Origin of the sequence: Chryseobacterium sp., from assembly GCF_019236175.1 — a bacterium.
Lineage (GTDB): Bacteria > Bacteroidota > Bacteroidia > Flavobacteriales > Weeksellaceae > Chryseobacterium.
Genome location: NZ_JAFAJM010000001.1, coordinates 197,406 through 222,565 on the forward strand (window position 1 = coordinate 197,406; position 25,160 = coordinate 222,565).

Sequence of the window (25,160 nt, forward strand, 5' to 3'; positions counted from 1 at the left end):
CTAACACCCTCAAACTAAAAAAATGCAGACAACAGATACCATATTAATGATAGAACCGATTGCATTCGGTTACAACGCAGAGACTGCGAAAAATAATTACTTTCAGGTGGAGCAGACAGGAGATGATATTCAGTCGAAAGCTTTGGCGGAATTCAATACTTTTGTCGGAAAACTAAGAAGTAAAGGAATCAATGTGATTACTATAAAAGACACATTGGATCCTCATACACCGGATTCTATTTTTCCTAATAACTGGGTGAGCTTTCACAAAGACGGAAAAGTGGTTTTATACCCGATGTTTGCCTCAAACAGAAGAGTAGAGAGAAGAGAAGATATTATTGAAAGTATAGAAAATCAGGGATTCGAAGTATCGGAAATTGACGACTGGTCATTTTCTGAAACACAGGGGCATTTTCTTGAAGGAACGGGAAGTATGATTTTCGATCACGATCATAAAATTGCTTACGGTTCAGTTTCTTTAAGGTTAGATGAAAATCTTTTCAGAGAATTCTGTGCAAAATATGGCTTCACTCCGGTTGTATTTCATTCTTATCAGACTGTAGGTACAGAAAGGCTGCCTATTTATCATACGAACGTCATGATGTGTGTAGCAGATCAGTTTGTAGTGATATGCCTCGATTGTATCGACGATGAGCTGGAGAGAGAGAAAGTAGTGGAAACCATCAAGAATTCAGGAAAAGAAATCGTAGAAATTTCTGAAGAGCAAATGCAGCAATTTGCAGGAAATATGCTTCAGGTCCAAAATAAACAGGGCGAAAAATTCCTAGTGATGAGCCAGACAGCTTATCAGTCTTTAGCTCCGGAGCAGGTGGCTGCGATTGAAAAATACTGTGAGATTATTTATTCAGATCTTACTACCATTGAAGTGAATGGAGGAGGAAGTGCAAGATGTATGCTTGCTGAGGTATTTCTTCCGAAAAAATAAATAGCATTATATGACACGTCAATAAGCACTTTGAGATCTCAAAGTGCTTATTTTTGATCAATACGGCGCAAGAACCTATCGATTTTATCGATCAGGAAAGAATTATGGGGTGCTTTATCCCAGTCCAGATGACCTCCGTTAAATGCATAGGATTCACTCATCACCTTATTTTTAAAAAAAAGAGAATCCAGAATATTTTTTTGAGCCATTGGAATGACGCGGTCTGTTTTCCCGTAATAAGATAATGTAGGTGGTGTCTTTTTATTAATCCAATATGCAGGGCTTGCAAAGTGGACAGCAGAAATTCCCTGAGGTAAAAATTTCGGATCAATTAAATGTTTCTCCACAAACGGATAGTCTTCATAAGATGTAAAACTGGTATCTGTAAGATCTGCGGGGCCTACAATATTAATGACAGATTTCACATACCGATCCGAATCAAAATGATAGGCATACAGCATAGAAAGATATCCTCCGGCACTGTTTCCTAAAAGAATGACGTTAGGACGGGTGTTGAATTTCTTTTTCAAAAATAAAATGACTTCTTGTATATCATCCATCTGATTGGGAATGGCATATTGCTGTGCAGAGGCTAATCTGTAGTTGATATTCGCAAAAATATGATCCGGAAACTTCTGCATCATAGACAGGGTGAAGAAAGTAAGCTGAGATTTATCTCCGCTACGCCAGCCTCCACCATGTATGATGATAAAAATATCTCTTTGTTGTATTGAATTTCCCTGTGGAATATAAAGATCGAATACCTGCTGTAACTCCTTTCCATAGTGAATATTTTCTTCCTTTTTAAAATTAATTCCTTTTCCAAGGTGTATTGTTTTTTCACGACAATCTACCGGTAAAAAAAAGAAAATAATGCTGACAATGATAATGATTATACTTTTTTTCATAATGACTAAAGATAAAAAACCTGCTGATAAATCAACAGGTAATACAAAATAATTGAGTTGAATATGAAGAAAGATAATTTATTTCGTTCTGCTTTTAATGGCATCTGAAGCGCCCTCAATGTCTCTTACTTTTTTCACTTTCTGATTTCCAAAGTTGTAAGTAAGACTTAGAGTGATACTTCTCGGATATGAGTTTTGGTGTATATAATTATAGTTTCCATTAGTCTGATAATCCTCAATTTCCACAATGTTTGTTTTTAATACATCATTTAAATTCAGGGCAAAAGTCCAGTCGTTCCAATTTTTCTTTATGCTGAGGTCTAAACTTGATAAACTTTTGATCAGTCCCAATTCCACCTGTTGTTTGTCTATATAGAAAAAATTGACGCCAAGGAACCAGGATTTATTTTTATCAAGCCGGATCGTATTGTTTGTCTGGATCACAAGACTCGTAGACTTTCTGTTATTGGTATATGCTACAAATTCTCCCTTATCATTTTTAAACCGGTCTCCTGTAGTAGGGTCCACTCCCAAACTTCCGTTATTGATATTATGCTGAACACCAATATTGAAGTTGGTCGTCCAATATTGCTTAAACAATGATTTCTGAACCCCTATCATGGCAGACATTTCCTGTTTATTCCCGAAATTAGTACTGATGTATCTTAGCTGATTGATATCTTTTGTTTCACCGTCAGGAGATACGGGATAACCTTGTAAAGGAACCTGGGTAATAATATCCTTGAAAAAAGTATGATTCAGGATCAGGAAATATGAATTTTTATACATATAGGTTAATTCCTGATTATACATAGACGATGCCTTTACAAAAGGGTTGTTTTGGGTATAATTATTATTTGTCAGAATACTTCTTACCGGATTGATCTGCCAGAAAGTGGGTCTCATCATTCGACTTGAAAAAGAATAAGAGATATTATTTTTATCATTTATGGCATAGTTGAAACTTGCATACGGAAGAAAATTATTATAATCCCTTTTTATTCTTTGAAGTTCAATGGTAGGCGCATTATCAGATGTCCCTAAACTATGGGTGATTTCATATCTTGCGCCTATTTTTCCGGAAAATTTCTCCGAAAATTTCTTTTCTGCAGTGGCATAAAAACCATATATATTTTCATCGTATATAAAATGATTAGGAGCAGATAACGAAACAGGAGGAGTGTCAAAAATATAAATATCGTTCTGAGTATTGTTGTCCGTTTTGGTTGTATTATAATTTCCTCCCACTGAAACAGTCAGATCATTTTTAAATTTCTGAATATAGTCTACCATTCCGGAGAAATTGTTGATAAGCTGAGGCAGATCCTGCAGGATCTGAGAAGACCTTTTGCCTATCTCTCTGTTAACGTTTGAAGCAAAATTCTGGTTATCAATAAACTGAAATTTTTTATAATTCAGATAGGCCGCGTTTATATTTAATTTACTGCCTAAAGAATCTGTTTTTAATTCATAGTTTAAATTGAATGAATTGTTATATGATCTGGTGTCTTTTTTATTTTTAGACCAGCTGTACGTTACGATATTTTCATCAGTAACGGTATTAAATAAATCTGCCGTAGAATTGTAGCCTTTATTGGCCCAGGTATTCCAGGAGAGTGCCAGATTACTTTTATCTGTCAGTTGATAATCAATATTCAGATATCCACCGATATTTTTGTTAGGATTATCAATTTCCCCTGTAGATACATTAAAAGCTCTGCTATTACCGTTTTTTAAAGTATAGGCCTGGGCAAATATGCTTTCGCCTCCGCTGAGGTTAGCACTGATCCCTAGTTTATTCTTTCTGTAATTGGCAGAAAAACTGGCCTGGCTTGCATTATATTTACTTTGAGTATTAGAGAATCTCATATTGCCGCTTAGACCGTCACTCATCTTTTTCTTTAATATAATATTGATGATTCCATCCGAAGATTCCACCTGATATTCACTTCCGGGAACGGTAATCACTTCAATTTTCTGAATATTTTCAGCAGGCGTGTTTTTCAGGAACTGAGCCAGAGAATCAGCATCCATATTGGTTTTTCTTCCGTTGATATAAATAACGGCATTATTTTTACCTGCAATCTTTAATGTTTTGTCATCAGTAGAAGATAACAACGGGGTTTGCTTTAAAAGATCAAAAGTAGTATTTCCTTTGGTAACAGGTGAAGCTGCTACATCGTATACAAAACGATCACTTTGTTTTTTAAAAACCTGTTTCGTAATAGTAATTCCTTCAATATTTTTTGCTTTGGCAGTATCAGATTTCTTTTCCTGAGCAAAGGTGAAGATTCCTAATACTATTGTGATGGGCAAGAGAGTACGTTTCATGATGTTTTTGTTTTAGAGGAGAGTGGTGGTGATAGTTGTTGAACGTTTAAGTTCTTGATTTTACAGCGTCATTAGCAGATTTCATTTCCCTTGCTTTTTTCAGTTTCTGATTTCCGAAGTTGTAGGTAACCCCGATATTCAGTAATCTTGGATAATAGAAGTTGGTAATATTATTATAACTTCCGTTAGGTTGTGTTCCCTGAACCCTGTAATAACTTTGGTTAAATAAATCGTTTACTTCCGCTATAAGAGTCCAGTCACCTATGATTTTTTTAAGACTGATGTCAAAACTTTGTCTTACCCCTACGGTTCCGGATTCCATAGCTACTTTGCTGGCAAAAAAATAATTGACACTTAGAAACCAGTCCTTTTTGGAAGAAAGGCGAACCATATTATTAATAGTCGCTGACATATTATAATTTTTAACATCAATAATGTAAGGCTCTACAACTTCAGTTTCACCCGGAGCAGGCATTGAGGTAGGGTCTTCTAATACTGCCCCCTTATAGGTAGTATATCCTAAGTTGACAGAATAGTTGGTTGTCCAAATATCTTTAAACCAGGATTTGTTCATTCCAAGAGTCAGATTAAGTTGTCTGTTGTTTCCATAATTGGTTCTTATATATCTCAGGAACCTTGTTGTTTCCATGATCTGATTGCCGCTGTTATCATATATGATATTGCCATTAGCATCTTTTTTCGGAGCTGTTACTGTTCCCTGCAACGGAATAAGATCGGAAGCCGCTGCATCTTCTACCATCGTAAAACTTAGATTAGCATAGAATGCATTTTTGTACATATAATTAAGTTCCTGATTATAGTATTTAGCGGCCAAAATAAATGGATTGTTCTGCGTGTAGTTGGTAGGAGTAAAGTAAGTTCTTGAAGGATTTAATTCCCAAAATCTAGGTCTTCTGATTCTGCTGGAGAAAGTATAGCTAAGATTATGATTTGAACTGATAGCATAATTTAAATTCAAAGAAGGCAACAGATTGTTGTAATTTCTTTCAAAACCTGTCTTGTCAACAATATCTCCGGTACTTCTTGTCATTTCATAGCGAGCGCCTATTTTTCCGGTGAGTTTTTCCGTCAGCTTTCTTTCATAATTAAGATAAATTCCTAAGATATTTTCTTTATAAATAAAGTGATTGGTTTGATTAGGATCAATCATGAAATCTCCGTTAATAAGCTTATCCTGTCGGGTGTCATTATCGGTATTGGTATAATTGTAACTGACTCCCATTAACCATGTCGCCCCCTTAGACGTTTTCTTAATATAATCTATATTGGCCGCGTAATTATTGATAATCTGTGGTACAGACTGATGCAGTGCAGAATATGTATTATTAGGATCATTATTCAAAGGGAAGCTTTCATTAAAGCTTGCCTTATCTCGATTAAACCATAGATAAGAAACGTTCGAAGTAAGCTTACTCCCTATAGAATCTGTTTTTATTTCATAGTTTAAATTGAAAGAATGATTCCTTGTCTGGGCATCTTCATTATTTACCGTCCTGTTTGCTAAGACTCCATTTTGCCAATTGGTAATATCCAGAATCGAGTTGAAACTCTTATTATATCTCATATTATAAGACAATCCTAAACTCTGTTTCTTGCTTACTTCATAGTCAATATTAAAACCTCCGCTGAAGTTCGTATTAGGGTCATCATTATATCCATAAGACTCATTTCTAAACGTTGAATCACCGTTGGATAATGTATATTTTTGTCTGTCTGTCCAGGTTCCCATTCTGAAATTAGAATTTCCCGACCACTTATTTTGTCTGAAATTGAAAGAAAAACCTCCCGATGGATTATTATAATAAGCCTGTTCATTCTGCATTTTCATCGTTCCGTTATAACCGTTATTTCTGTTTTTTTTCATAACGATGTTGATGACTCCTTCTGTTGATTCTACCTGAAATTCACTTCCCGGAACAGTGATCACTTCAATTTTCTGGATATCTTCAGAAGGAGTAGACTTCAGCATTTCAATCAATGCTTCGGAATCCATATTTGTTTTTTTATTATTGATATAGATGACTACATCCGATTTACCTAAGATTTTCAATGTTTTTCCATCTATACTGGAAATCATTGGAGTTTGCTTTAAAAGATTGAACGTAGTGGTTCCCTTAGCAATAGGAGAGGATGCAACATCATAAATCAAACGATCACCTTGTTTTTTGAAAACTTGCTTCTTGATATTAACCGCATCAATAGCATTTACTTTCAGACTGTCTTTTTTCTGTTGAGCACTGATCAATCCGCTGAAAAATAGAGCTGCAATTAGAATTTGAGTTTTCATAATTATTATTTTTTAATTGTTAATAGCTTGTATGGTTAGTTATTTAACATTACAAAGATATATAATAAATTTAGTATCATGCAATACAAAGTACTTAAAATTAATTTAACAAACATGTAACATGTTGATTTGTAGCCATTAAAAATTAAATTAAAATTTGAGTATCTTTATCTTTCTACAATAATAAGACAACTGTAACATTGATTTTGTTACAGCCAAAGTTGATTTTTTTAAAAAAATAAAATTATTCCCGGTCGAAACGGGCTAGTTTTTTATCCACCCAGATGGTAGCAAAAGGGAAAAATGCTGCCAATAAGGCAAATACAAAATCTTCATCATCCCACTTAAAAATTTTTCTCACCGGAATACAAAACAGAAGATAGAGGGTGAAGAATAGCCCATGAATATTTCCGATGATGATAATAAAAATAGTAGGAAGAAGACCTTCATCATCATATCTTTTCCAGATCATGGCCACTCCGTAAAGTAAGAAACAGGTAATTGCTTCTGCCACACAAATCTGCTTAAACCATTTGATAACTTTTTCCTGAGGGTATTTTGTGAAAAATTTTTCGATGAAGTTCATTGATTGAGTTGTAAGTTGAAGGGTACAAGATCAAAGTCCTTTTATGACTTTTCGCTTCTAACCTCTAATTTCTAGTTTACAAAATTACTTATAAAAACTGCTTCCGTCCAAATATTCAAAAACTTCGGGGGGAAGCATAGGTCTTACATTTTTACCTGCCTTGAGCATATTACGGATTTCAGTAGCAGAAAGCTCTATGACCGGAGCTTTTATTAAGGAAATATTTTCGTGCTGCAGATATTCAGAATCCTTTTTCTCCCCTTCAAAAACTCTTGGATAAACAATTATATGATGATTTTTAATTAAAATATCAGCATTTTTCCACTTATGAATACTTTTCAGATTATCTTCTCCCATAATCAGACTAAAAGAATAATCCGGATATTTTTCATGAAGATAAGTAAGCGTATCAATAGTATAACTCGGCTGGGGAAGAGAAAATTCAACATTGGAAGCCCTCATATTCGGATAATTTTTGACTGCAAGCTGTACCATATCCAATCTGTTATGATCTTTCAATAAAGATTTTTTGTCTTTAAAAGGATTTTGTGGACTCACGACAAACCAAAGCTCATCCATATCGGAGTTTTCCAGAATGTAATTGGCTAAAATAAGATGTCCAATGTGTATAGGATTAAAAGACCCGAAAAATAAACCGATTTTTTTCATTTTTGTTAGGTAATAAATAACAGACAGCGGATGATGGTGCTTAGAATAATAACGACAGAGATCAGGCGATTCTATGATCTGTCACCGGAATCCCTCAACTTATCTAATCTCTGAATTTCACATCCTTGATATTAAGATAATGAGTCACATTGCCTTTCCAATGGTTTTCTTCCAGTGTAAATGCCAGATCGAAATTTTTATTTTTAAAATCTTCAACAAAGGGCCCTAGTTTAAAGCCAACACATTCAATATTTCGTCCCGTAGCTTCCTGTCTGATATAAAATTTAAGATGGTTGTTGTCTTTTCCCATTGTTTTCACATAACCCGAAAGTTTCTGATCCGTAAGGGTGAAAATAGGTTTCATATTGTGAGGGCCAAAAGGAGCGAGCTTTCTGTGGAAATTAATAAACTCCCTGTTGATTTCGTCAACATTGATTTCAGTATCAATCGTAATAGAAGGTTCTTTCTGATGTTCCTGTATTTTTTCAGAGACAATTCTTTCAAATTTTTCTTTGAAAGCATCAAACTTTTCCTTTTCCATGGAAAGACCTGCAGCAGCATGGTGACCACCGAATTTTAGAAAATATTCAGAACACAGATCAAGTGCTTCATGTACATCAAAATCTGCAACGGATCTCGCTGAAGCTACCATTTCCCCATTGTTTCCGTCGGTGAATACAAGGGTCGGTTTATAATAGGTTTCAATAAGTCTGGATGCGACAATACCTATCACTCCTTTGTTCCATTCAGGGTGGTAAACAATGGTGGTGTATTTTGTTTCCTGTTGAGATTCTATAATTTGATTCAGTGCAGAAAGGGTAGAGTTCATATCCAGTTCACGCCTTTCATCGTTGAGGTTCATGATATCGCTGACAATCTGATTCGCATGTTTCAGATTATCGGAAACCATAAGTTCAACGGCTGCTTTACCATGTGAAATTCTTCCTGCAGCATTGATTTTAGGGGCAATTTCAAAAACAATATTTGAAATTTCGAAATGAGAAAGCTTGTCTTCCGGAATCAATAATCTTAACCCGAGATTTCTGGTTTTTCTGAGAACTTTTAATCCCATTTTAGCCAAAACCCTGTTTTCACCGGTCATGGAAACAATATCCGCAGCAATAGAGATGGCCAGAAGATCGGTAAGCTCAAATAATTCCGTTTCCGGAATTTTATAAATAGTATTAAGACCCTGGCAAAGTTTAAAACCAACCCCGCATCCGGAGAGTTCCTTAAAAGGATATCTGCAGTCATTTCTCTTTGGATCCAGAACTGCTGCTGCATTAGGAATCTCATCTCCCGGAAGGTGATGGTCACAGATGATAAAATCAATACCCAGATTTTGAGCATACTTTATCATATCGATTGCTTTAATTCCGCAGTCGAGAGCAATAATCAGTGAAAATCCGTTTTCTTTGGCAAAATCAATACCTTCAGTGGAAATCCCATATCCTTCGGAATTTCTGTCCGGAATATAATAATCCAGATATTTTTTCTCAACAATTTTACTGAGATAAAGGTACATCAGGGCAACTGCCGTAGTGCCGTCTACATCATAGTCTCCATATATCAATATTTTTTCTCCATTTTCAATGGCAGTAGCAATACGCTCAACAGCTTTTTGCATATCCGCCATTAGAAACGGATTGTGTATATCGTTGAAATTAGGTTTGAAGAATTCTCTGGCCTTTTGATAATTGTCAATTCCTCTGAGAACGAGGAGTTTAGATTCAAAGGTGCCAAAACCAAGTGACGAACTTAGTCTGTCCACAACTTCCTCATCGGGTTCGGGCTTATAAATCCATTTTTGACTCATTTCACAAAAATAAGGAAAAAAAATAGCATTATGTAAAGATGAGGAACGAAGTTTCGACTTTGTAATCGTTAAAAATTAATTATCTTCGTGCTCCAAATTTTAAATGACTATGAAAAAAATTACTGTATGTCTGCTATTCTTAGGAGCTGCACATTCGATGAGCGCACAAAAAATTAATCTTGGAAAAGCTGCCGGAATAGTCTCCAATGGCGCAAAAGCTTTAACATTTACAAACGAAGATGCTATCAAATTATCCAAAGAATCCGTGGACTGGATGGATAAAAATAATCAGGTAGCCGGACCAAAAGACCCTTACACGGTAAGACTGAATAAGTTATTTGGAAAACACAAATCCCAGGACGGTCTGAATCTGAATTATAAGGTATATAAAGTGAAAGATATCAATGCCTTTGCCTGTGCAGACGGAAGTGTACGTGTATTTTCTTCTTTAATGGATATTATGACAGATAATGAGCTATTAGCCGTAATTGGCCACGAGATCGGGCACGTTAAAAATCAGGATACCAAAGATGCGATGAAATCTGCTTATCTGAAAACAGCAGCCTTAGACGCTGCATCATCTGCTTCTTCCGCTGTGGCAACACTCAATGAAAGCCAGGTCGGAAAAATGGCCAATGCATTTTTAGATGCTTCACACAGTAAAAAACAGGAATCTGAGGCGGATACCTATTCTTATGATTTTATGAGGGCGAATCAGTATGATGTGGTGGGAGCTTACACGGCATTTAAAAAATTAGCATTATTGTCCGGAGGAAACACGCAGTCAGGATTCGAAAAGATGTTTAACTCACATCCGGATAGTGAAAAAAGAGCTCAGGCTATAAAGAAAAGAGCTGAAAAAGACGGGGTATGGAAAGACCCGGGAACGATAAGTCTTCCTGCCGCAAAATTGACGAAATAATTATTTTATTTATTGTTTTAAACAAAATACCTCAAAGCAATTGCTTTGAGGTATTTTTATGATCATGTAATTTTAGATTAAGAATACATCTGTTCTCTTAATTCTTTTACTTTTTTATCAGAAAGATATTCATCGTAGGTCATTTCTCTGTCGATGATCCCTTTAGGAGTTAATTCAATCACTCTGTTACAAACGGTAGAAAGCATTTCGTGGTCATGAGAAGCCAGTAAAATATTTCCTTTGAAGTTAGACAAAGAGTTGTTCAATGTCGTGATACTTTCAAGGTCTAAGTGGTTGGTAGGTTCATCCAATAGAAGGATGTTCGCTTTCTGAAGCATCATTCTGCTGAACATACATCTCATTTTTTCACCTCCTGAAAGTACTTTACAAGACTTTAAAGCTTCATCACCTGAGAAAAGCATTCTTCCTAAGAATCCTCTTACAAATTCTTCATGGCGCTCTTCATCATTTTTAGTGAATTGTCTCAGCCAGTCAACTAAACTTTGATCTTCCTGGAAGAATTTTGTATTATCTAAAGGCATGTGAGATTGAGTAGTGGTCACTCCCCATGCAAATGTCCCTTTATCCGCTTCTGTGTTTCCAGCTAAAATCTCAAAGAACTCTGTAATAGCTAACGAGTTTTTAGAAAGTACAGCTACCTTATCTCCTTTTTTAAGGTTTAAGTCGATGTTGGAGAATAGTAATTCACCGTCTTTTGTTTTCTCAAGACCTTTTACATCTAAGATCTGATCTCCTGCTTCTCTTTCCATTTCGAAAATAATAGCGGGATATCTTCTGGAAGATGGTTTAATATCATCGATATTTAATTTATCGATCATTTTCTTTCTTGCGGTAGCCTGCTTAGCTTTAGCCACGTTTGAGCTAAATCTGGCAATGAAATCCTGAAGTTCTTTTTTCTTTTCTTCAGCTTTTTTGTTAGCCTGAGCTCTTTGTCTTGTTGCTAATTGAGATGCCTGATACCAGAAAGAGTAGTTTCCTGTATACAGGTTAAGTTTAGAGTAATCAAGGTCACCGATGTGAGTACAAACCGTATCTAAGAAGTGACGGTCGTGAGAAACCACAATAACAGTGTTTTCATAATCAGCCAGGAAATCTTCTAACCAGGAGATGGTGTCGATGTCAAGGTCATTGGTAGGCTCATCCAGAATCAATACATCAGGATTTCCAAAAAGTGCCTGAGCCAAAAGAACCTTTACTTTGTCTTTGTTCTCAAGTTCACCCATCAGTTGCCAGTGCATATCATCAGTGATTCCTACGTTAGAAAGCATGGTCTGTGCGTCAGATTCAGCAGTCCATCCGCCCATTTCATCATAAAGTACACCAAGTTCCCCCGCTTTAATTCCGTCTTCGTCAGAGAAATCTTCTTTTGCGTATAACGCATCCATTTCCTCTTTTATCTCAAATAATTTTTTGTTACCTCTCAAAACAGCTTCAAGAACAGTATACTGATCATAAGCAAAGTGATCCTGCTCCAGAACTGACATCCTTTTTCCTGGTTCCAGAGATACATTTCCTGTCGTAGGATCCTGCTTTCCTGTTAATATTTTAAGGAATGTAGACTTTCCCGCACCGTTTGCTCCGATGATTCCGTAGCAGTTTCCTTTGGTAAACATAATATTTACCTCGTCAAAAAGAACTCTTTTCCCGAATTGTAAAGATAAGTTAGATACTGTTAACATATAGTTTTGTAAATTTGGCGCAAAAATACAAAAAGAATTTGGGTATTTTGTAATAATATAATAGTCAAGTTTTTAAATGTATCGTATTTTTTATATATTTCATTAACGAAATTCGAAAACGATGAAGATTGAAAAAACAGTTAATATATTAAATAGAAGAGCCCGTTTTGAATACGAAATTCTTGAAGAGTTTGAAGCAGGGATGGTTTTAACGGGTACAGAAATAAAATCTTTGCGTTCTTCCAAAGCATCCATCACAGAATCGTTCTGTCAGTTTATTGATGGGGAATTGTACATCATTAACATGATGATTGATGAGTACAAATTAGGAACTTTTTACAACCACAAAACAAAAAGGGAACGGAAATTGCTCTTGCACAAAAAAGAATTGCAAAAACTTGAGAAGAAGTTAAAAGATGCAGGGAATACAATTATCCCACTTAAATTATATATCACTGACAGGGGGAAAGCAAAGGTGCTGATTGCCTTAGGGAGAGGGAAAAAGCTGTTTGATAAAAGAGAGGCTATTAAAGATAGAGAAAATAAACGAAACCTGGATAGAATATTAAAGAAAAGTTAAAAATCATTTGAAAAACTTTGTGTATAAAGAAAAATTATATTTATTTTGCATTATCAATTATTTAATCATTTAATTCTATGAAAAATCTAAAATTAGGAATTTCAGCATTGGCGCTTACTGTAGCCTCTACTGTTTTCGCGCAGACTACCAACAATCCGTGGTTAATCGGAGTTGGTGCTCATGCAGAAAACCACGTAGCAGCAAGAAGTGGTTTCAGTAATACGTTCTCTGCTCAAAATTTAACAAAGAGAATGTTCAATGTGAACAATTTCTCTATTACACCTCCATTATCTAAGTTAACAGTTGCTAGAAACGTTGGAAAAGGTTTAGTTATTGACTGGCAAACTACTGTTGGAAATGTTGAAAACAAAAGATTCAACATGGGGAAAGAATTTTTCCTAATGACAGGTCTTGGTTTCCAGGCTCACGCTGCAGGTCTTTTATGGAACGAAGAATCTTGGTTTGATCCATATTTAAGAGTTGGTGCTAACTACTTAAGACATGACTATACTGCACTTTCTTTCCCAAGAACAAGTGTAGATGCTAATGGTAACCCAATCGAAACTGTATCAAACGGTAAAGATGGTAACGAAAACGGTAAAGCTAACTTCTTTACTGTAGCTACAGGTGCTGGTGCTAACTTCTGGGTAACTAAGAACTTCGGTCTTGGTATCCAAGGTGATTATGTTACAACTCCAGGTGATAAATCTACAGTTGCTAACTTCTGGCAAGCTTCTGCTTCCATCTTATTCAGATTCGGAAACAGAGACAGAGACCATGATGGTATCCTAGATAAAGATGACCTTTGTCCTGATACACCAGGTTTACCAGAATTCCAAGGATGTCCTGATACTGACGGAGATGGCGTTCCAGATAAAGACGATCAATGTCCAGATGTAGCTGGTCCAGTTGAAAACAACGGTTGTCCTTGGCCAGATACAGACGGTGACGGTGTAATCGATAAAGATGACGCTTGTCCTACAGTAGCAGGTCCTGCTGAAAACAACGGTTGTCCTTGGCCAGATACAGACGGTGACGGTATCTTAGATAAAGATGATGCTTGTCCTACTGTTCCAGGTCTTCCAGAATACAACGGATGTCCTAAGCCTAAGACTAAAACTGCTGAAGAAGTTGAAACAACATTCAAGAGTGTATTCTTCGACTTCAACAAAGCTACAATCAAAGCTGAGTCTGCAGGTGCATTAGATAGAGCTGCTGATATCATTAAGAAAGATGGAGGTCACTATCTATTAGAAGGTAGAACTGATGCTAAAGGTGCTGCTGCTTACAACTTGAAATTATCTAGAGAAAGAGCTGCTGCTGTAGTTGCTGCTTTAGATGCAAGAGGTGTTGAAACTAACGCTCTTAAATCAGTAGGTGTAGGTGCTACTAAAGCTACTGTTCCAGCAAAAGCTACTGACGCTGAAAGACAAATCGACAGAAAAGTAGTTGTTAAAGCTATTGAAAACGACGCTGAGTGGAATGCAATCGCTAAGAAAGATTACGCAGACGCTCCAGTTAAGAAAGCTACAGCTAAAAAAGCTACTAAAAAAGCTCCAGCTAAGAAAAAAGTTGCTGCTAAAAAGAAAAAATAATTAATTTTTCTAAATAATGAATACCTCCAATTTTTTGGAGGTATTTTTTTTTTGTTGACTTTTAATTAATTTTGTTGAAAATTTAAAAATTTAAAATGGGAAGAGCATTTGAATATAGAAAAGCTTCTAAAATGGCCAGATGGGATAAAATGGCCAAAACATTCTCTAAAATAGGTAAAGATATTGCATTAGCAGTAAAAGCAGGAGGTCCTGATCAGGAATCAAATCCGGCCCTAAGAAGATGTATCCAGAATGCCAAAGGGGCTAATATGCCAAAGGATAACGTAGAAAGAGCAATTAAGAAAGCCAGTGGTGCTGATGCTGAAAACTATGAAGAGATTACATATGAGGGATACGGACAAGGCGGGGTTGCTTTCTTTGTTGAATGTACAACAAACAATACCACAAGAACAGTAGCCAATGTAAGAGCTGTATTCAATAAGTTTGACGGTAACTTAGGAAAGAATGGAGAACTTGCTTTCATCTTTGACAGAAAAGGAATTTTTACAATCGATTTGGCACAAATCAAAATGGATTGGGATGATTTTGAAATGGAAATGATTGATGGGGGAGCAGAAGATGTAGAAAAAGATGAAGAGGAAGTAATGATTACAACTGCTTTTGAAGATTTCGGTTCTTTATCTCACAAATTAGACGAATTGGGTATTGAAGCTAAAAGTGCAGAACTTCAAAGAATTCCAAACAACACCAAGGAGGTAAACGAAGAACAATTCAAAGCGAATATGAAAATGCTTGAGCGTTTCGAAGAAGATGATGACGTTCAGAACGTTTACCATAACATGGAAATTACAGAAGAGCTGATGAACTCTTTATAAAAAATAATATAGCATTCATATACAGTTAATTTTCAATTAGTTTCTTTGTATAAAACTATGAAAAGAAACGTTGAATTAGTTGTTATATCGGATGTTCATTTGGGAACTTATGGATGTAAGGCTAAAGAATTGCTGAGATATCTCAATTCCATTCAGCCTAAAACGTTGGTTTTGAATGGAGATATTATTGATATCTGGCAATTCAAAAAGTCTTACTTCCCTAAACCTCATTTGAAAGTGATCAGAAAGATCATTTCATTTGCTACTAAAAATACAGATGTTTACTATATTACGGGAAATCATGATGAGATGTTCCGAAAGTTTACCGACTTTGAATTAGGGAAACTTAAAGTTTGTAATAAAATCTGTCTCACTATTAATGAAAAGAAAACCTGGATTTTCCATGGTGATGTTTTCGATGCTTCTGTCCAACATTCAAAGTGGATTGCCAAACTTGGCGGAAAAGGATATGACCTTTTAATTATTATTAATAATGCGGTGAATTGGTTTCTGGAAAAAATGGGAAAAGAAAAATACTCATTTTCAAAAAAAATCAAAAACAATGTGAAAAAAGCAGTCAAATATATTGGTGATTTTGAGCTCACAGCCTCTGAACTTGCTATAGACAATAATTATGACTATGTAGTTTGTGGTCATATTCACCAGCCTCAGATCCGTGAAGTCTCCAATAAAAAAGGTTCGTGTACTTATCTGAATTCCGGTGACTGGATTGAGAACCTGTCTGCACTGGAATATCATGATAAAGAATGGAAAATTTTTTATTATGATGAACATAAACACCTGCTTAAAGATGATGAAGCAGAAGAAATTCAGGAAATGGATAATTCTGATCTTTTAAAAATAGTAACTAATTTTTCTTAAATGAAAGTTCTGTATGCATTTCAGGGTACCGGGAACGGACATGTCGCAAGAGCACAGGAGATTATTCCCATTCTCAAAAAATATGCTTCTGTAGATACCTTGATCAGTGGTCACCAGTCTCAGTTAAAGGCTGATTTCGACATTAATTTCCAATACAGAGGGATTTCTCTGCTTTATAATAAAACGGGTGGTTTATCCTATCGAAAAACATTCACGGATAATAAGTTTCTGGATGCCATAAAAACGATAAGAGAGCTTGAGCTTTCAAAGTATGATCTGATTATTAATGATTATGAGCCGCTGACTGGCTGGGCTTCAAAACTAAAGAAGCTCCCGATGATAGAACTTAGTCATCAGGCATCGATGAGTTTTGCTGAAACTCCAAAACCGGAAAAGAAAGATTTTCTGGGTGAAATGATTTTAAAGTACTATGTTCCCGGTGATCGAAAAATAGGTTTTCATTTTGAAAATTATCATCCGCAGATTAAAAAGCCGGTGATCCGAAAAAAAATCAGAAATCTTAACCCTTATAAACAGGGGTACTATCTTGTTTATCTTCCGAGCTTTGCAGATGAAAATATCATTAAGGTACTGAGAAAGATTCCTGTGGAATGGAAGGTATTTTCAAAATACAGTAAGGTACAGGTAAAAGTAAAGAATGTGGAAGTATTCCCTATTGACGAAAACCAGTATCTGAAATATTTCGAAGGCTGTGAAGGAATTCTTTGTAATGCCGGTTTTGAATCTCCGGCCGAAGCACTGTTTATGGATAAAAAATTATTTGTAATCCCGATTCATAATCAGTATGAGCAGGAATGTAATGCATGTGCGTTAGATAAAATAGGGATCCCCAATTCTAAAGTTTTAAAACTGCAGGAAATTATGGAATGGGTGGCCTCAGACCATCGTTTAGCTGTAGATTACCCCAATAATATTGAAGATATTCTGGTGAATGAAGTTCTAATTCTTTAAAAAGATATCATCTACATCATTCATTCTCATCATTACCGATCTTGCATAAGAACAGTGAGGATATACCTTCCAGTTATTTTCTCTGGCAAATCTGATGGCTTCTTCTACCAGAAATTTTCCCATTCCCCGGCCTTCAAATTCCGGATGAACCAATACAAAAGAAATAATCAGCTTATGATCTTCAGGGAAAATAGTATAGGTAAGTCTTCCTACCTCTTTTACTTCATTGTTAAGGGTCAGAACTCCGCCATTTCCGGACCTGTTGTTTTCAAATTTCATAACTAAAGGCTTTTGTTGTTAATTAAAGATACAAAAATTAAACCGACATGTGTTCATAATAAAGAATTAGCTTCACGCCGTTTCCGTATAATTTATAATCTACCTGCGATGTAAAACCCACTGATCATAGATTTATTTAATTATCTTTTCCTGTATAATAGTTGTAATCTTTAATAATAATATTGATAAACTGCTTTTCCGTCATTTGAGTGGGATCTATTTCCAGTTTTAAAATGCTTTTGATTTTATCGGAAAGTTTACTGATAATCTGACGGTCATCTATCTGAACGGCTTTGGTGTAATTGTCTTTAATAATTCTCATATCATTGTCACTTAAAGCAATCACCTGCGGGAAAGACGGAACATAGTTTTCATGAATATTTTCCAGAATGGTGTGAGAAATATTAATCGTATTCTTTAAGGAAATCACTGCCGTTCCGGAAGCAATATCTCCCAGACGTTGATTGTTTTTAGATACGATCATGGAAATTAAACCTACAGCTCCTGCAAAAGATATATCTACCAGTCTAAAAACCCAGCGAATCAGATAATCTCCAAAACTAGCCTGATATCCGTCAATCTTTACGACCCTTATCTTCATCAGCTTCTTACCGGGTGTTTGCCCTTCCATTAAACTTTCCAAAACAAGAGGATAGATATAGGTAGGAAATGTAAGGACAATATAAATCGCCATCACAGACCATTGATCAAGGCCATCCAGTAAATATCCCAAATCCAGAATATTAAAAAAGAGATATAATACAATGACGATATACGCTACACGTATTAACAGATCAATGATAAACGCAAGCATCCTTTCTCCCACACTGGCCGTATTGAAGTTAATATTTACATTTTGTGAAGTATTTATCGCAATTTGAGACATAATTTTTATTATTTTAGCCTTACAATTATGAGAGAAGTTTATTTCATTAAACAAAATAAAGAAAAATGGTTGGGAATTGAACAGGTTATTCAAGGGAAAATAAAAAAAAATCCTGATGACCTGTCTTCGTTATACATTAATTTGATTAATGATCTTTCCTTTGCCCAGACTTATTATCCCAAAAGCAATACGACTGTTTATTTAAATCATTTGTCTTCCCAGATCTTTCAGAAGATTTACAAGACGAAAAGAGTAGAAGAAAACAGACTCATGTATTTTTTTAAAACTGAAGTACCGTTACTGGTGTATCAGTACCGCAGGTATTTGATGTATGCTTTCCTTTTTTTCATTTTATTTACATCCATAGGAGTATTATCTGCGATGTATGATAAAGATTTTGCCAATATTATTCTTGGAGAAAGCTATGTCAATGAAACCATTGAAAATATTAAAAATAAAAATGCTGTAGGAATTTACCAAAGCGGTTCTACCTGGGGAAGTACCATCGGCATTATTTTTAATAATATTCAGGTAGGAGCAAAATTATATATTTACGGAATTGCGGGAGGAGTAGGGACCCTGTTTGCTTTACTTTCCAATAGTGTTATGCTGGGTTCTTTTCAATATTTCTTCTACGATCACGGAGCTTTAAAAGACAGTGCAAGAGGAATATGGCTTCATGGTGTTTTTGAAATTTTTTCAATGGTAGTAGAAGCCATGTGCGGATTAATCCTTGGAGCATCTATCCTCTTTCCCGGAACTTTTTCGAGATTTAATTCTTTTAAAAGAGGATTTAAAGACTCTTTTAAAATATTTCTAAGTACGGTTCCATTTACCATTTGTGCGGGAATTATAGAAGGGTACGTGACAAGACATGCTCTTACAATGCCTTTGGCGCTTAACTTAGCGATCATTATCACTTCACTTGCTATTATCGGATTTTACTATTTCGTATATCCGTCTATAGTCAATAAAAAAACTAATAACCAAATCAATGATACAGTTTTATAAAAAAAGAGATTTTGGAACTTTTATCAGTGATAGTTTCAATTTCTTTAAAACCTACGGGAAGAATTATTTTAAGAATTATCTTCTGATTAACGGACTGTTATTAATTTTAATGGTGACAGTAGCCATTTTTGGATATAAAGAACTTTTTTCTCAGATTTTCGGATCCAATTTAGGAGGTGAGACCTATTATTTTGAACAGTATTTTTCAGATAATATAGGAATGTTGATTGGGGTAGGAATATTAACATTTCTGCTTTTTCTGATTCTAGCTATCGTTAATTATCTGTATCCTGTTTTCTATCTTAAAAGGATTGCTTTGGGGTCAGGAAAAGTGAAAACAGATGAGATTTTAAGTGATTTTAAAAATAACGCCGGTAAGATCGCTAAGCTATGTCTGGGAATGGTTTTTATTGTTGTACCTTTATCTCTATTTATAGTAGGTTTTTCCTACCTGCTTATATTTATTTTTATTGGGATTTTTCTGATTCTTCTTGTTTATCCTACATTATTCAATGTAGTTACATTTCTCATGTATGATTATTTTAATTCAGCCAGAAGTTTTTTTGAAAGCCTGAGTTATGCTATAAGATCTCAGTTTTCTTATCCTAACGGAAGCGAAAAATCTCCTTACTGGAAATACTGGGGCGCTTCATTTGTGATGTTTATTATCATGTATATGGTGACAATGATTGTTACGTTTATTCCCATGATTTTCTTTTACGGATCAATTCTTACTTCCAGTCCGGACGGAAATTTTGAGCAGAACCCTTTTAGCGGTGCAGCGGGTGTTTTCTTCTTTGTTGCGTATGGCGTTTCAACGTTGCTTTCATTCTTGCTTTCCAATCTTATGTATGTGAATGCAGGATTAATGTATTATGACAGCAGAACAGACCTTCATCAAAAAGTAGAGCTTGAAGAAATAGAAACCATTGGAATTAATGAATAAGTATCTTTCCATATTATTTTTCCTGTTTCTTGGGACTTTGCACGCTCAGGATCATGTACCCGTGGATGACTATTTGGTAGATACTTTGAATACGGGGCATTATCACAATATGCTTCGTGCAGATTCTGTACTGATGAAACATCCTGTTTCAGAAAATACCGTATATCCAAAAGAATTTAAAGAAAACCTTCCGTCAAGATATAAAGGAAATGAATTTGATTATTCCGTATCAAAACCCAGAGAATCTTTTTGGGATAAGTTATGGAGAAAAATAGGCAAAATTTTACAAAGCATCTTTGGAGAAACAGCTTTTACCAAATCAGCAGGACTGGCTACGGTTCTTATCCGTTTGTTTGCTATTATTCTTGTAGGCTTTCTTCTTTACTTCATTATTAAATATATAATGGGGAAAGACGGAAACTTTATCTTTGGCAGAAAGAATAAAAAATTAAATCTACAGGTTGAAGAACTCCATGAGAATATCCATGAGATCAATTTTCCGGAAAGCATTGCAAAATTTGAACATGAAGGAGATTACCGTTCAGCAGTACGATATCATTTTTTGTTTATCCTTAAGAAACTAAGCGATAAAAAGCTAATCAACTGGAATCCTGAAAAAACAAATAAAGATTATTCTCAGGAACTTAAAGCTGAACATCTTCAGGAAAAATTTTCTAATCTGTCCTATATCTTCGATTATGTATGGTATGGGGAATTCAACATCGATGAAGAAAGCTATAGAAAATTCAAAAACCAATATCAGGCGTTTAAACCATAATTAAAGACTAACCATGAATAAAACTTTCAAAATATATGCTATAATTTTCATCATTGTGATGGTTATTCTGGCGTTGCTTGAAGTTAACAAGAAAGAGACCACGGACTGGCGCAAAAATTTTGATGTTAATGAGAAGTCTCCGTTCGGGTTATTTGTTTTTAATAATGAAGCAAAAGCTCTTTTTAAGAATAACCTGAAAAAAGTGGGACAGACCCCTTATGAATATTATCAGCAGAAGAAAGCGGTACATAATATAGTGCTTATTGAGAATAAAATTGATGACCAATCGTGGAAAAAAATTCTCGATCAGGTATCCGCCGGTTCAGATGCTATGCTGATTGTCAACAGGAGTGTGCCCAAAGAAGTTTCAGACAGTATAGGGTATTATGATTCAGATATTTCTTTTGAAGAAGAAAATGTGCTGAAATTGACTGATACAAAATATAAAAATGATTTTATTAAACTGGATAAATTCCCATCAGGGAGAGGATTTTCGTTTATAAAACCAGGTGTGGAAATTCTTGGAAAAACAATCGAGAAAAAAAATATTGACCAGGCAAATTTTATCATGATAAAATATGGAAAAGGACATATTTTTGTTCATTGTGAACCTCTTTTTCTGACCAATTATTACCTTTTAAAATCCGGAAATGTAAAATATGCACAAGATGTTTTTTCTTATCTTCCGGATAGAGAAACGGTATGGTTTGTATCGGATGATAGCAAAACTTCACAGTTCTTTATGAGGTTTGTATTGTCTAATCCGGCACTCAAGTATGCGTGGTGGCTTTTCTTAGGCGGGCTGGTGCTCTTTATTTTTTTTAATGCCAAAAGAAAGCAGAGAGTCGTTCCTGTAACTGAAACTTTAAGAAATACTTCGGTAGATTTTGTAAAAAGCATTGGGAATTTATATCTTCAGGAAGGAGATTTCCATGATATGATGGCCAAAAAAGCTCAGTACTTTTTTAATAAAGTAAGAATGGATCTTCTGATTGATACTCAGAATCTGGATTCGGAATTTGCTAAAAAACTACAACTGAAAACAGGCAAAACAATAGAAATGATTAATGAAGCCATAGAACTGATTAAGAAAGCACAGGATCCTTACGCCAGTGTAATGAAAGAAGATCTGGCAAGAATAAACACATTGCTGGACGAAATAATATAATATGTAACCATCTGACAATGTAGTTGTTATCTGTTTATTGGGAAGCACTTACATTGATAAATTAAATTAATATGGAAAACTTAGATAACCAAAACATAGAAAACCAAAATACTATCGATCTGAATAAAAGCGAAGACCAGTTTCAATCGAGAATTGATATGATAGAACTTCGTGCAAGCCTAGATAAAGTAAAATCCGAAATCGGAAAGGTCATTGTAGGACAGGAAAATATGATTGAACACCTGTTGGCCGCATTATTATCTAACGGCCATGTTTTAATTGAAGGTGTTCCGGGAGTCGCAAAAACGATTACTGCAAAATTATTGGCTAAAACAATAGATGTAGGATTCAGCAGGATACAGTTTACCCCGGATCTGATGCCGTCTGACATTTTAGGAACATCAGTTTTTAGTGTAAAAAATTCAGAATTTGAATTTAAAAAGGGCCCTGTTTTTTCTAACTTCATATTAATCGATGAGATCAACCGATCGCCCGCAAAAACACAGGCTGCTTTGTTTGAAGTCATGGAAGAGAGACAGATTACAATGGACGGTACACGTTATATCATGGATGAGCCGTTTCTTGTGGTAGCTACACAAAACCCGATAGAGCATGAAGGTACTTACAGGCTTCCTGAGGCTCAACTGGACCGTTTCTTATTTAAGATCAATGTTGGGTATCCTAATCTTGAACAGGAAATAGCAATCATTAAAAATCAGCACGAAAGCAAAAAAGAAGATAAAACAGAAGGGATAAACCGGGTGATCACCGCCGAACAGTTGAAAAACTATCAGCATTTGGTAAAAGAAATCATCGTGGAATCTCAGCTGATGGAATATATTGCTAAGATCATTATCAATACCAGAGAAAATCAGTTTTTATATCTTGGGGCTTCCCCAAGAGCATCACTTGCTCTTCTTACGGCTTCAAAAGCATTTGCCGCATTGAGAGGAAGAGATTTTGTGACTCCCGAAGATATTAAGGAGGCAAGTTATGCCGTATTAAGACACAGAGTTATCGTTTCTCCGGAAAGAGAAATGGAAGGACTTACTGCAGATGAAATTATTCGTCAGATTTTAGAAGGCATAGAGATTCCGAGGTAGTGAAGAGAGTAGACAGACCTAAAATCTGCACCCTAAACAATGAAAAACTTATACATCAATACACGCTTCTTTTACACACTCATCGGAGTGGGGATTCTGTATGTTTTCGCTTTTTTCTTTCCGGTACTCATGTGGATTGCTCATATAGTCCTGCTGATCTGTTTCCTTGCAGCGATGGTAGACTATTTAATGGTTTTTAATCAGAAAAACGCAATTCAGGCACAAAGAATACTTCCGGAAAAACTATCCAATGGAGATGAAAACTTCGTTAAGATTGATATTAAAAATAATTATGCTTTTAAAAGTACAGTAAGAATTATTGATGAAATTCCATTTCAGTTTCAGAAAAGAGATTTTTTAATTGAAAAACATATTGATTCAGGAGGAAATACTTTTTTTCAATATACACTGGAACCTAAGGAAAGAGGAGAATATTGTTTTGGAAATCTGAATGTATATGCTTCTTCACCTTTAGGATTCGTATCCAAAAGGTTCAGCTTCCAGAAGGATGCCATGTTACCTTCTTATCCTTCCTTTATTCATCTTAGAAAGTATGAGCTGATGGCGCTGCAGAGTGAATTTTTACTGGGAGGAATTAAAAGAGTCCGAAAACTTGGGCATACAATGGAATTTGAACAAATCAAAGATTATGTTCCCGGTGATGATATCAGAACCATCAACTGGAAAGCAACTTCCAAGACCAATCGGTTAATGGTCAATCAGTTTCAGGACGAAAAATCACAACGTATTTTCATCCTGATTGATAAAGGGAGAACAATGAAAATGCCTTTCAACGGACTGAGCCTGCTGGATTATTCTATCAATGCAGCTATGGCACTATCCCATATTATTCTAAGAAAAGGGGACCGGGCAGGGATGATGACTTTTTCAAAGAAAGCTGAAAATAAAATTGCTGCTGACAATAAATCAGGACAGTTGAAAAAAATCTCGGAAGCACTCTATAATATTAAAACAGATTTCTTTGAAAGTGATTTCAATCGCTTATATCAGGATGTAAAATATTCGCTTAATCAACGAAGCTTAATTGTGCTTTTTACCAATTTTGAAACCCTGGATGCATTAAACCGCCAGTTAAAATATCTTCGCGGGATAGCCAAAAACCACTTGTTGGTAGTGGTATTTTTCAAGAACTCGGAATTGCAGCACCTGATGAATAGAAATCCCGAAAATATGCAGGAAATATATGATGAGATCGTAGCGGAAAAATTTGAATTTGAGAAAAAACTGATTATTCAGGAACTTCGTAAATATGGAATTTATACGGTATATACACTTCCGGAAAACCTTAATATCGATGTTATCAATAAATATCTTGAGATAAAAGCAAGAGGAATTTTATAACTTTGTCTGATAAATAATCAACTTATATTTTTGACACTCTTTGGTGTCTTAATGTTCTTAATCTATTGAATAATGAAAATAACGCTTAACAGAATCAACGACGACTTTTTATTTGAATGTACCAATGCTCAGGGGAATTCCATTCTTTTGGATAATACCTCGCAGCCGGGCGCTAAAGGAGTTTCTCCCATGGAAAGCGTACTGATGGCTGTAGCAGGTTGTAGCGGAATAGATGTGGTCTCTATTTTAAAGAAGCAGCGTCAGGATATCAAAAGTTTCCAGGCGGAAGTGGAAGGAGAAAGAGTACAGGTAGATGATGCCAAACCTTTTAAGTCGATTAAAGTTAAATTCCTCTTAGAAGGAGAAATAGATCCTAAGAAAGCACTAAAGGCGGCAGAACTTTCTTTTGAAAAATATTGTTCCGTATCGAAGACTCTGGAACCTAATGTGGAAATAGGATACGAAGTATACGTGAACGGAGAAAAAATTTAAAACTATAGTGAGGCTTTCAGGCCTCATTTTTATTTTGCATTAATTCAGGAATATTTATTTGTCCAAAGTTTATATGCCTATGTG

At 35.3% G+C, this 25,160-nt stretch carries 23 protein-coding genes; 14 read left to right on the forward strand and 9 right to left on the reverse strand.

What is annotated here, in order from left to right:
• Positions 1-22: 22 nt before the first annotated feature.
• Positions 23-946, forward strand: a complete 924-nt coding sequence (gene ctlX, locus JO178_RS00920) for a citrulline utilization hydrolase CtlX (protein ID WP_291930456.1) — start codon at positions 23-25, stop codon at positions 944-946.
• Positions 947-993: 47 nt separating this feature from the next.
• Here ctlX and JO178_RS00925 read toward each other — a convergent pair whose 3' ends face one another.
• From JO178_RS00925 to recJ, 6 genes are all read right to left on the reverse strand, one after another.
• Positions 994-1,854, reverse strand: coding sequence for an alpha/beta hydrolase (locus JO178_RS00925; RefSeq protein WP_291930458.1), 861 nt, complete (start codon positions 1,852-1,854; stop codon positions 994-996).
• Between the two features lie 78 nt (positions 1,855-1,932).
• Positions 1,933-4,185 carry an outer membrane beta-barrel family protein gene (locus JO178_RS00930; protein ID WP_291930460.1) on the reverse strand — a complete coding sequence of 751 codons (2,253 nt, stop codon included), beginning with the start codon at positions 4,183-4,185 and terminating at the stop codon, positions 1,933-1,935.
• 46 nt (positions 4,186-4,231) lie between these two features.
• A complete protein-coding gene (locus JO178_RS00935; RefSeq protein WP_291930461.1) occupies positions 4,232-6,493 on the reverse strand; it encodes an outer membrane beta-barrel family protein in 2,262 nt (753 codons plus the stop codon).
• Between the two features lie 244 nt (positions 6,494-6,737).
• Positions 6,738-7,079: a DUF3817 domain-containing protein gene (locus JO178_RS00940; protein ID WP_291930463.1), complete on the reverse strand. Its 342-nt coding sequence runs from the start codon at positions 7,077-7,079 to the stop codon at positions 6,738-6,740.
• Between the two features lie 84 nt (positions 7,080-7,163).
• Positions 7,164-7,748, reverse strand: coding sequence for a nicotinate (nicotinamide) nucleotide adenylyltransferase (gene nadD / locus JO178_RS00945; RefSeq protein ID WP_291930465.1), 585 nt, complete (start codon positions 7,746-7,748; stop codon positions 7,164-7,166).
• A 103-nt stretch (positions 7,749-7,851) separates the two neighbouring features.
• A complete protein-coding gene (gene recJ / locus JO178_RS00950) occupies positions 7,852-9,564 on the reverse strand; it encodes a single-stranded-DNA-specific exonuclease RecJ (protein WP_291930467.1) in 1,713 nt (570 codons plus the stop codon).
• 109 nt (positions 9,565-9,673) lie between these two features.
• On the opposite strand from recJ, the gene JO178_RS00955 reads away from it, so the two are divergent.
• Positions 9,674-10,486, forward strand: coding sequence for a M48 family metallopeptidase (locus tag JO178_RS00955; RefSeq protein WP_291930469.1), 813 nt, complete (start codon positions 9,674-9,676; stop codon positions 10,484-10,486).
• A 77-nt stretch (positions 10,487-10,563) separates the two neighbouring features.
• Here the strand turns inward: JO178_RS00955 and JO178_RS00960 are convergent, their stop codons facing one another.
• Positions 10,564-12,186 carry an ATP-binding cassette domain-containing protein gene (locus tag JO178_RS00960; RefSeq protein ID WP_291930470.1) on the reverse strand — a complete coding sequence of 541 codons (1,623 nt, stop codon included), beginning with the start codon at positions 12,184-12,186 and terminating at the stop codon, positions 10,564-10,566.
• Between the two features lie 121 nt (positions 12,187-12,307).
• On the opposite strand from JO178_RS00960, the gene smpB reads away from it, so the two are divergent.
• The 5 genes from smpB to JO178_RS00985 all read left to right on the forward strand — a co-directional run bounded on the left by smpB (position 12,308) and on the right by JO178_RS00985 (position 17,051).
• Entirely contained in the window at positions 12,308-12,766 is a 459-nt protein-coding gene (gene smpB, locus JO178_RS00965; protein ID WP_291930472.1) for an SsrA-binding protein SmpB, read from the forward strand.
• Positions 12,767-12,843: 77 nt separating this feature from the next.
• A complete protein-coding gene (locus JO178_RS00970) occupies positions 12,844-14,361 on the forward strand; it encodes an OmpA family protein (protein WP_291930474.1) in 1,518 nt (505 codons plus the stop codon).
• 95 nt (positions 14,362-14,456) lie between these two features.
• On the forward strand, positions 14,457-15,197 hold the full coding sequence (locus tag JO178_RS00975) for a YebC/PmpR family DNA-binding transcriptional regulator (RefSeq protein WP_291930476.1): 741 nt from the start codon (positions 14,457-14,459) through the stop codon (positions 15,195-15,197).
• Positions 15,198-15,254: 57 nt separating this feature from the next.
• A complete protein-coding gene (locus JO178_RS00980) occupies positions 15,255-16,079 on the forward strand; it encodes a UDP-2,3-diacylglucosamine diphosphatase (protein ID WP_291930478.1) in 825 nt (274 codons plus the stop codon).
• Positions 16,080-17,051, forward strand: coding sequence for a glycosyltransferase family protein (locus tag JO178_RS00985; RefSeq protein ID WP_291930480.1), 972 nt, complete (start codon positions 16,080-16,082; stop codon positions 17,049-17,051).
• Here the strand turns inward: JO178_RS00985 and JO178_RS00990 are convergent.
• Complete coding sequence (locus JO178_RS00990; protein ID WP_291930482.1) at positions 17,040-17,330, reverse strand: GNAT family N-acetyltransferase; 291 nt, start codon at positions 17,328-17,330, stop codon at positions 17,040-17,042. The two genes, JO178_RS00985 and JO178_RS00990, sit on opposite strands and share 12 nt — an antisense overlap.
• 136 nt (positions 17,331-17,466) lie before the next feature.
• Positions 17,467-18,216, reverse strand: coding sequence for an RDD family protein (locus JO178_RS00995; RefSeq protein WP_291930485.1), 750 nt, complete (start codon positions 18,214-18,216; stop codon positions 17,467-17,469).
• 27 nt (positions 18,217-18,243) lie between these two features.
• Here JO178_RS00995 and JO178_RS01000 point away from each other — a divergent pair, with 27 nt between their 5' ends.
• From JO178_RS01000 to JO178_RS01030, 7 genes are all read left to right on the forward strand, one after another.
• On the forward strand, positions 18,244-19,227 hold the full coding sequence (locus JO178_RS01000; protein WP_291930486.1) for a stage II sporulation protein M: 984 nt from the start codon (positions 18,244-18,246) through the stop codon (positions 19,225-19,227).
• Positions 19,211-20,173, forward strand: a complete 963-nt coding sequence (locus JO178_RS01005) for a DUF4013 domain-containing protein (protein WP_291930488.1) — start codon at positions 19,211-19,213, stop codon at positions 20,171-20,173. The genes JO178_RS01000 and JO178_RS01005 overlap by 17 nt, the downstream gene beginning before the upstream one ends.
• Complete coding sequence (locus tag JO178_RS01010) at positions 20,166-20,951, forward strand: DUF4129 domain-containing protein (protein ID WP_291930489.1); 786 nt, start codon at positions 20,166-20,168, stop codon at positions 20,949-20,951. Before JO178_RS01005 ends, JO178_RS01010 begins: the two co-directional genes overlap by 8 nt.
• Positions 20,952-20,964: 13 nt before the next feature.
• Positions 20,965-22,119, forward strand: coding sequence for a hypothetical protein (locus tag JO178_RS01015; RefSeq protein WP_291930492.1), 1,155 nt, complete (start codon positions 20,965-20,967; stop codon positions 22,117-22,119).
• Between the two features lie 71 nt (positions 22,120-22,190).
• Entirely contained in the window at positions 22,191-23,222 is a 1,032-nt protein-coding gene (locus JO178_RS01020) for a MoxR family ATPase (RefSeq protein WP_291930494.1), read from the forward strand.
• Between the two features lie 39 nt (positions 23,223-23,261).
• Positions 23,262-24,584: a DUF58 domain-containing protein gene (locus JO178_RS01025; RefSeq protein ID WP_291930496.1), complete on the forward strand. Its 1,323-nt coding sequence runs from the start codon at positions 23,262-23,264 to the stop codon at positions 24,582-24,584.
• A gap of 72 nt (positions 24,585-24,656) precedes the next feature.
• Positions 24,657-25,076 (forward strand): OsmC family protein, encoded by a 420-nt coding sequence (locus JO178_RS01030; protein WP_105683379.1) that lies wholly within the window; start codon positions 24,657-24,659, stop codon positions 25,074-25,076.
• The last annotated feature ends 84 nt before the right edge of the window (positions 25,077-25,160 follow it).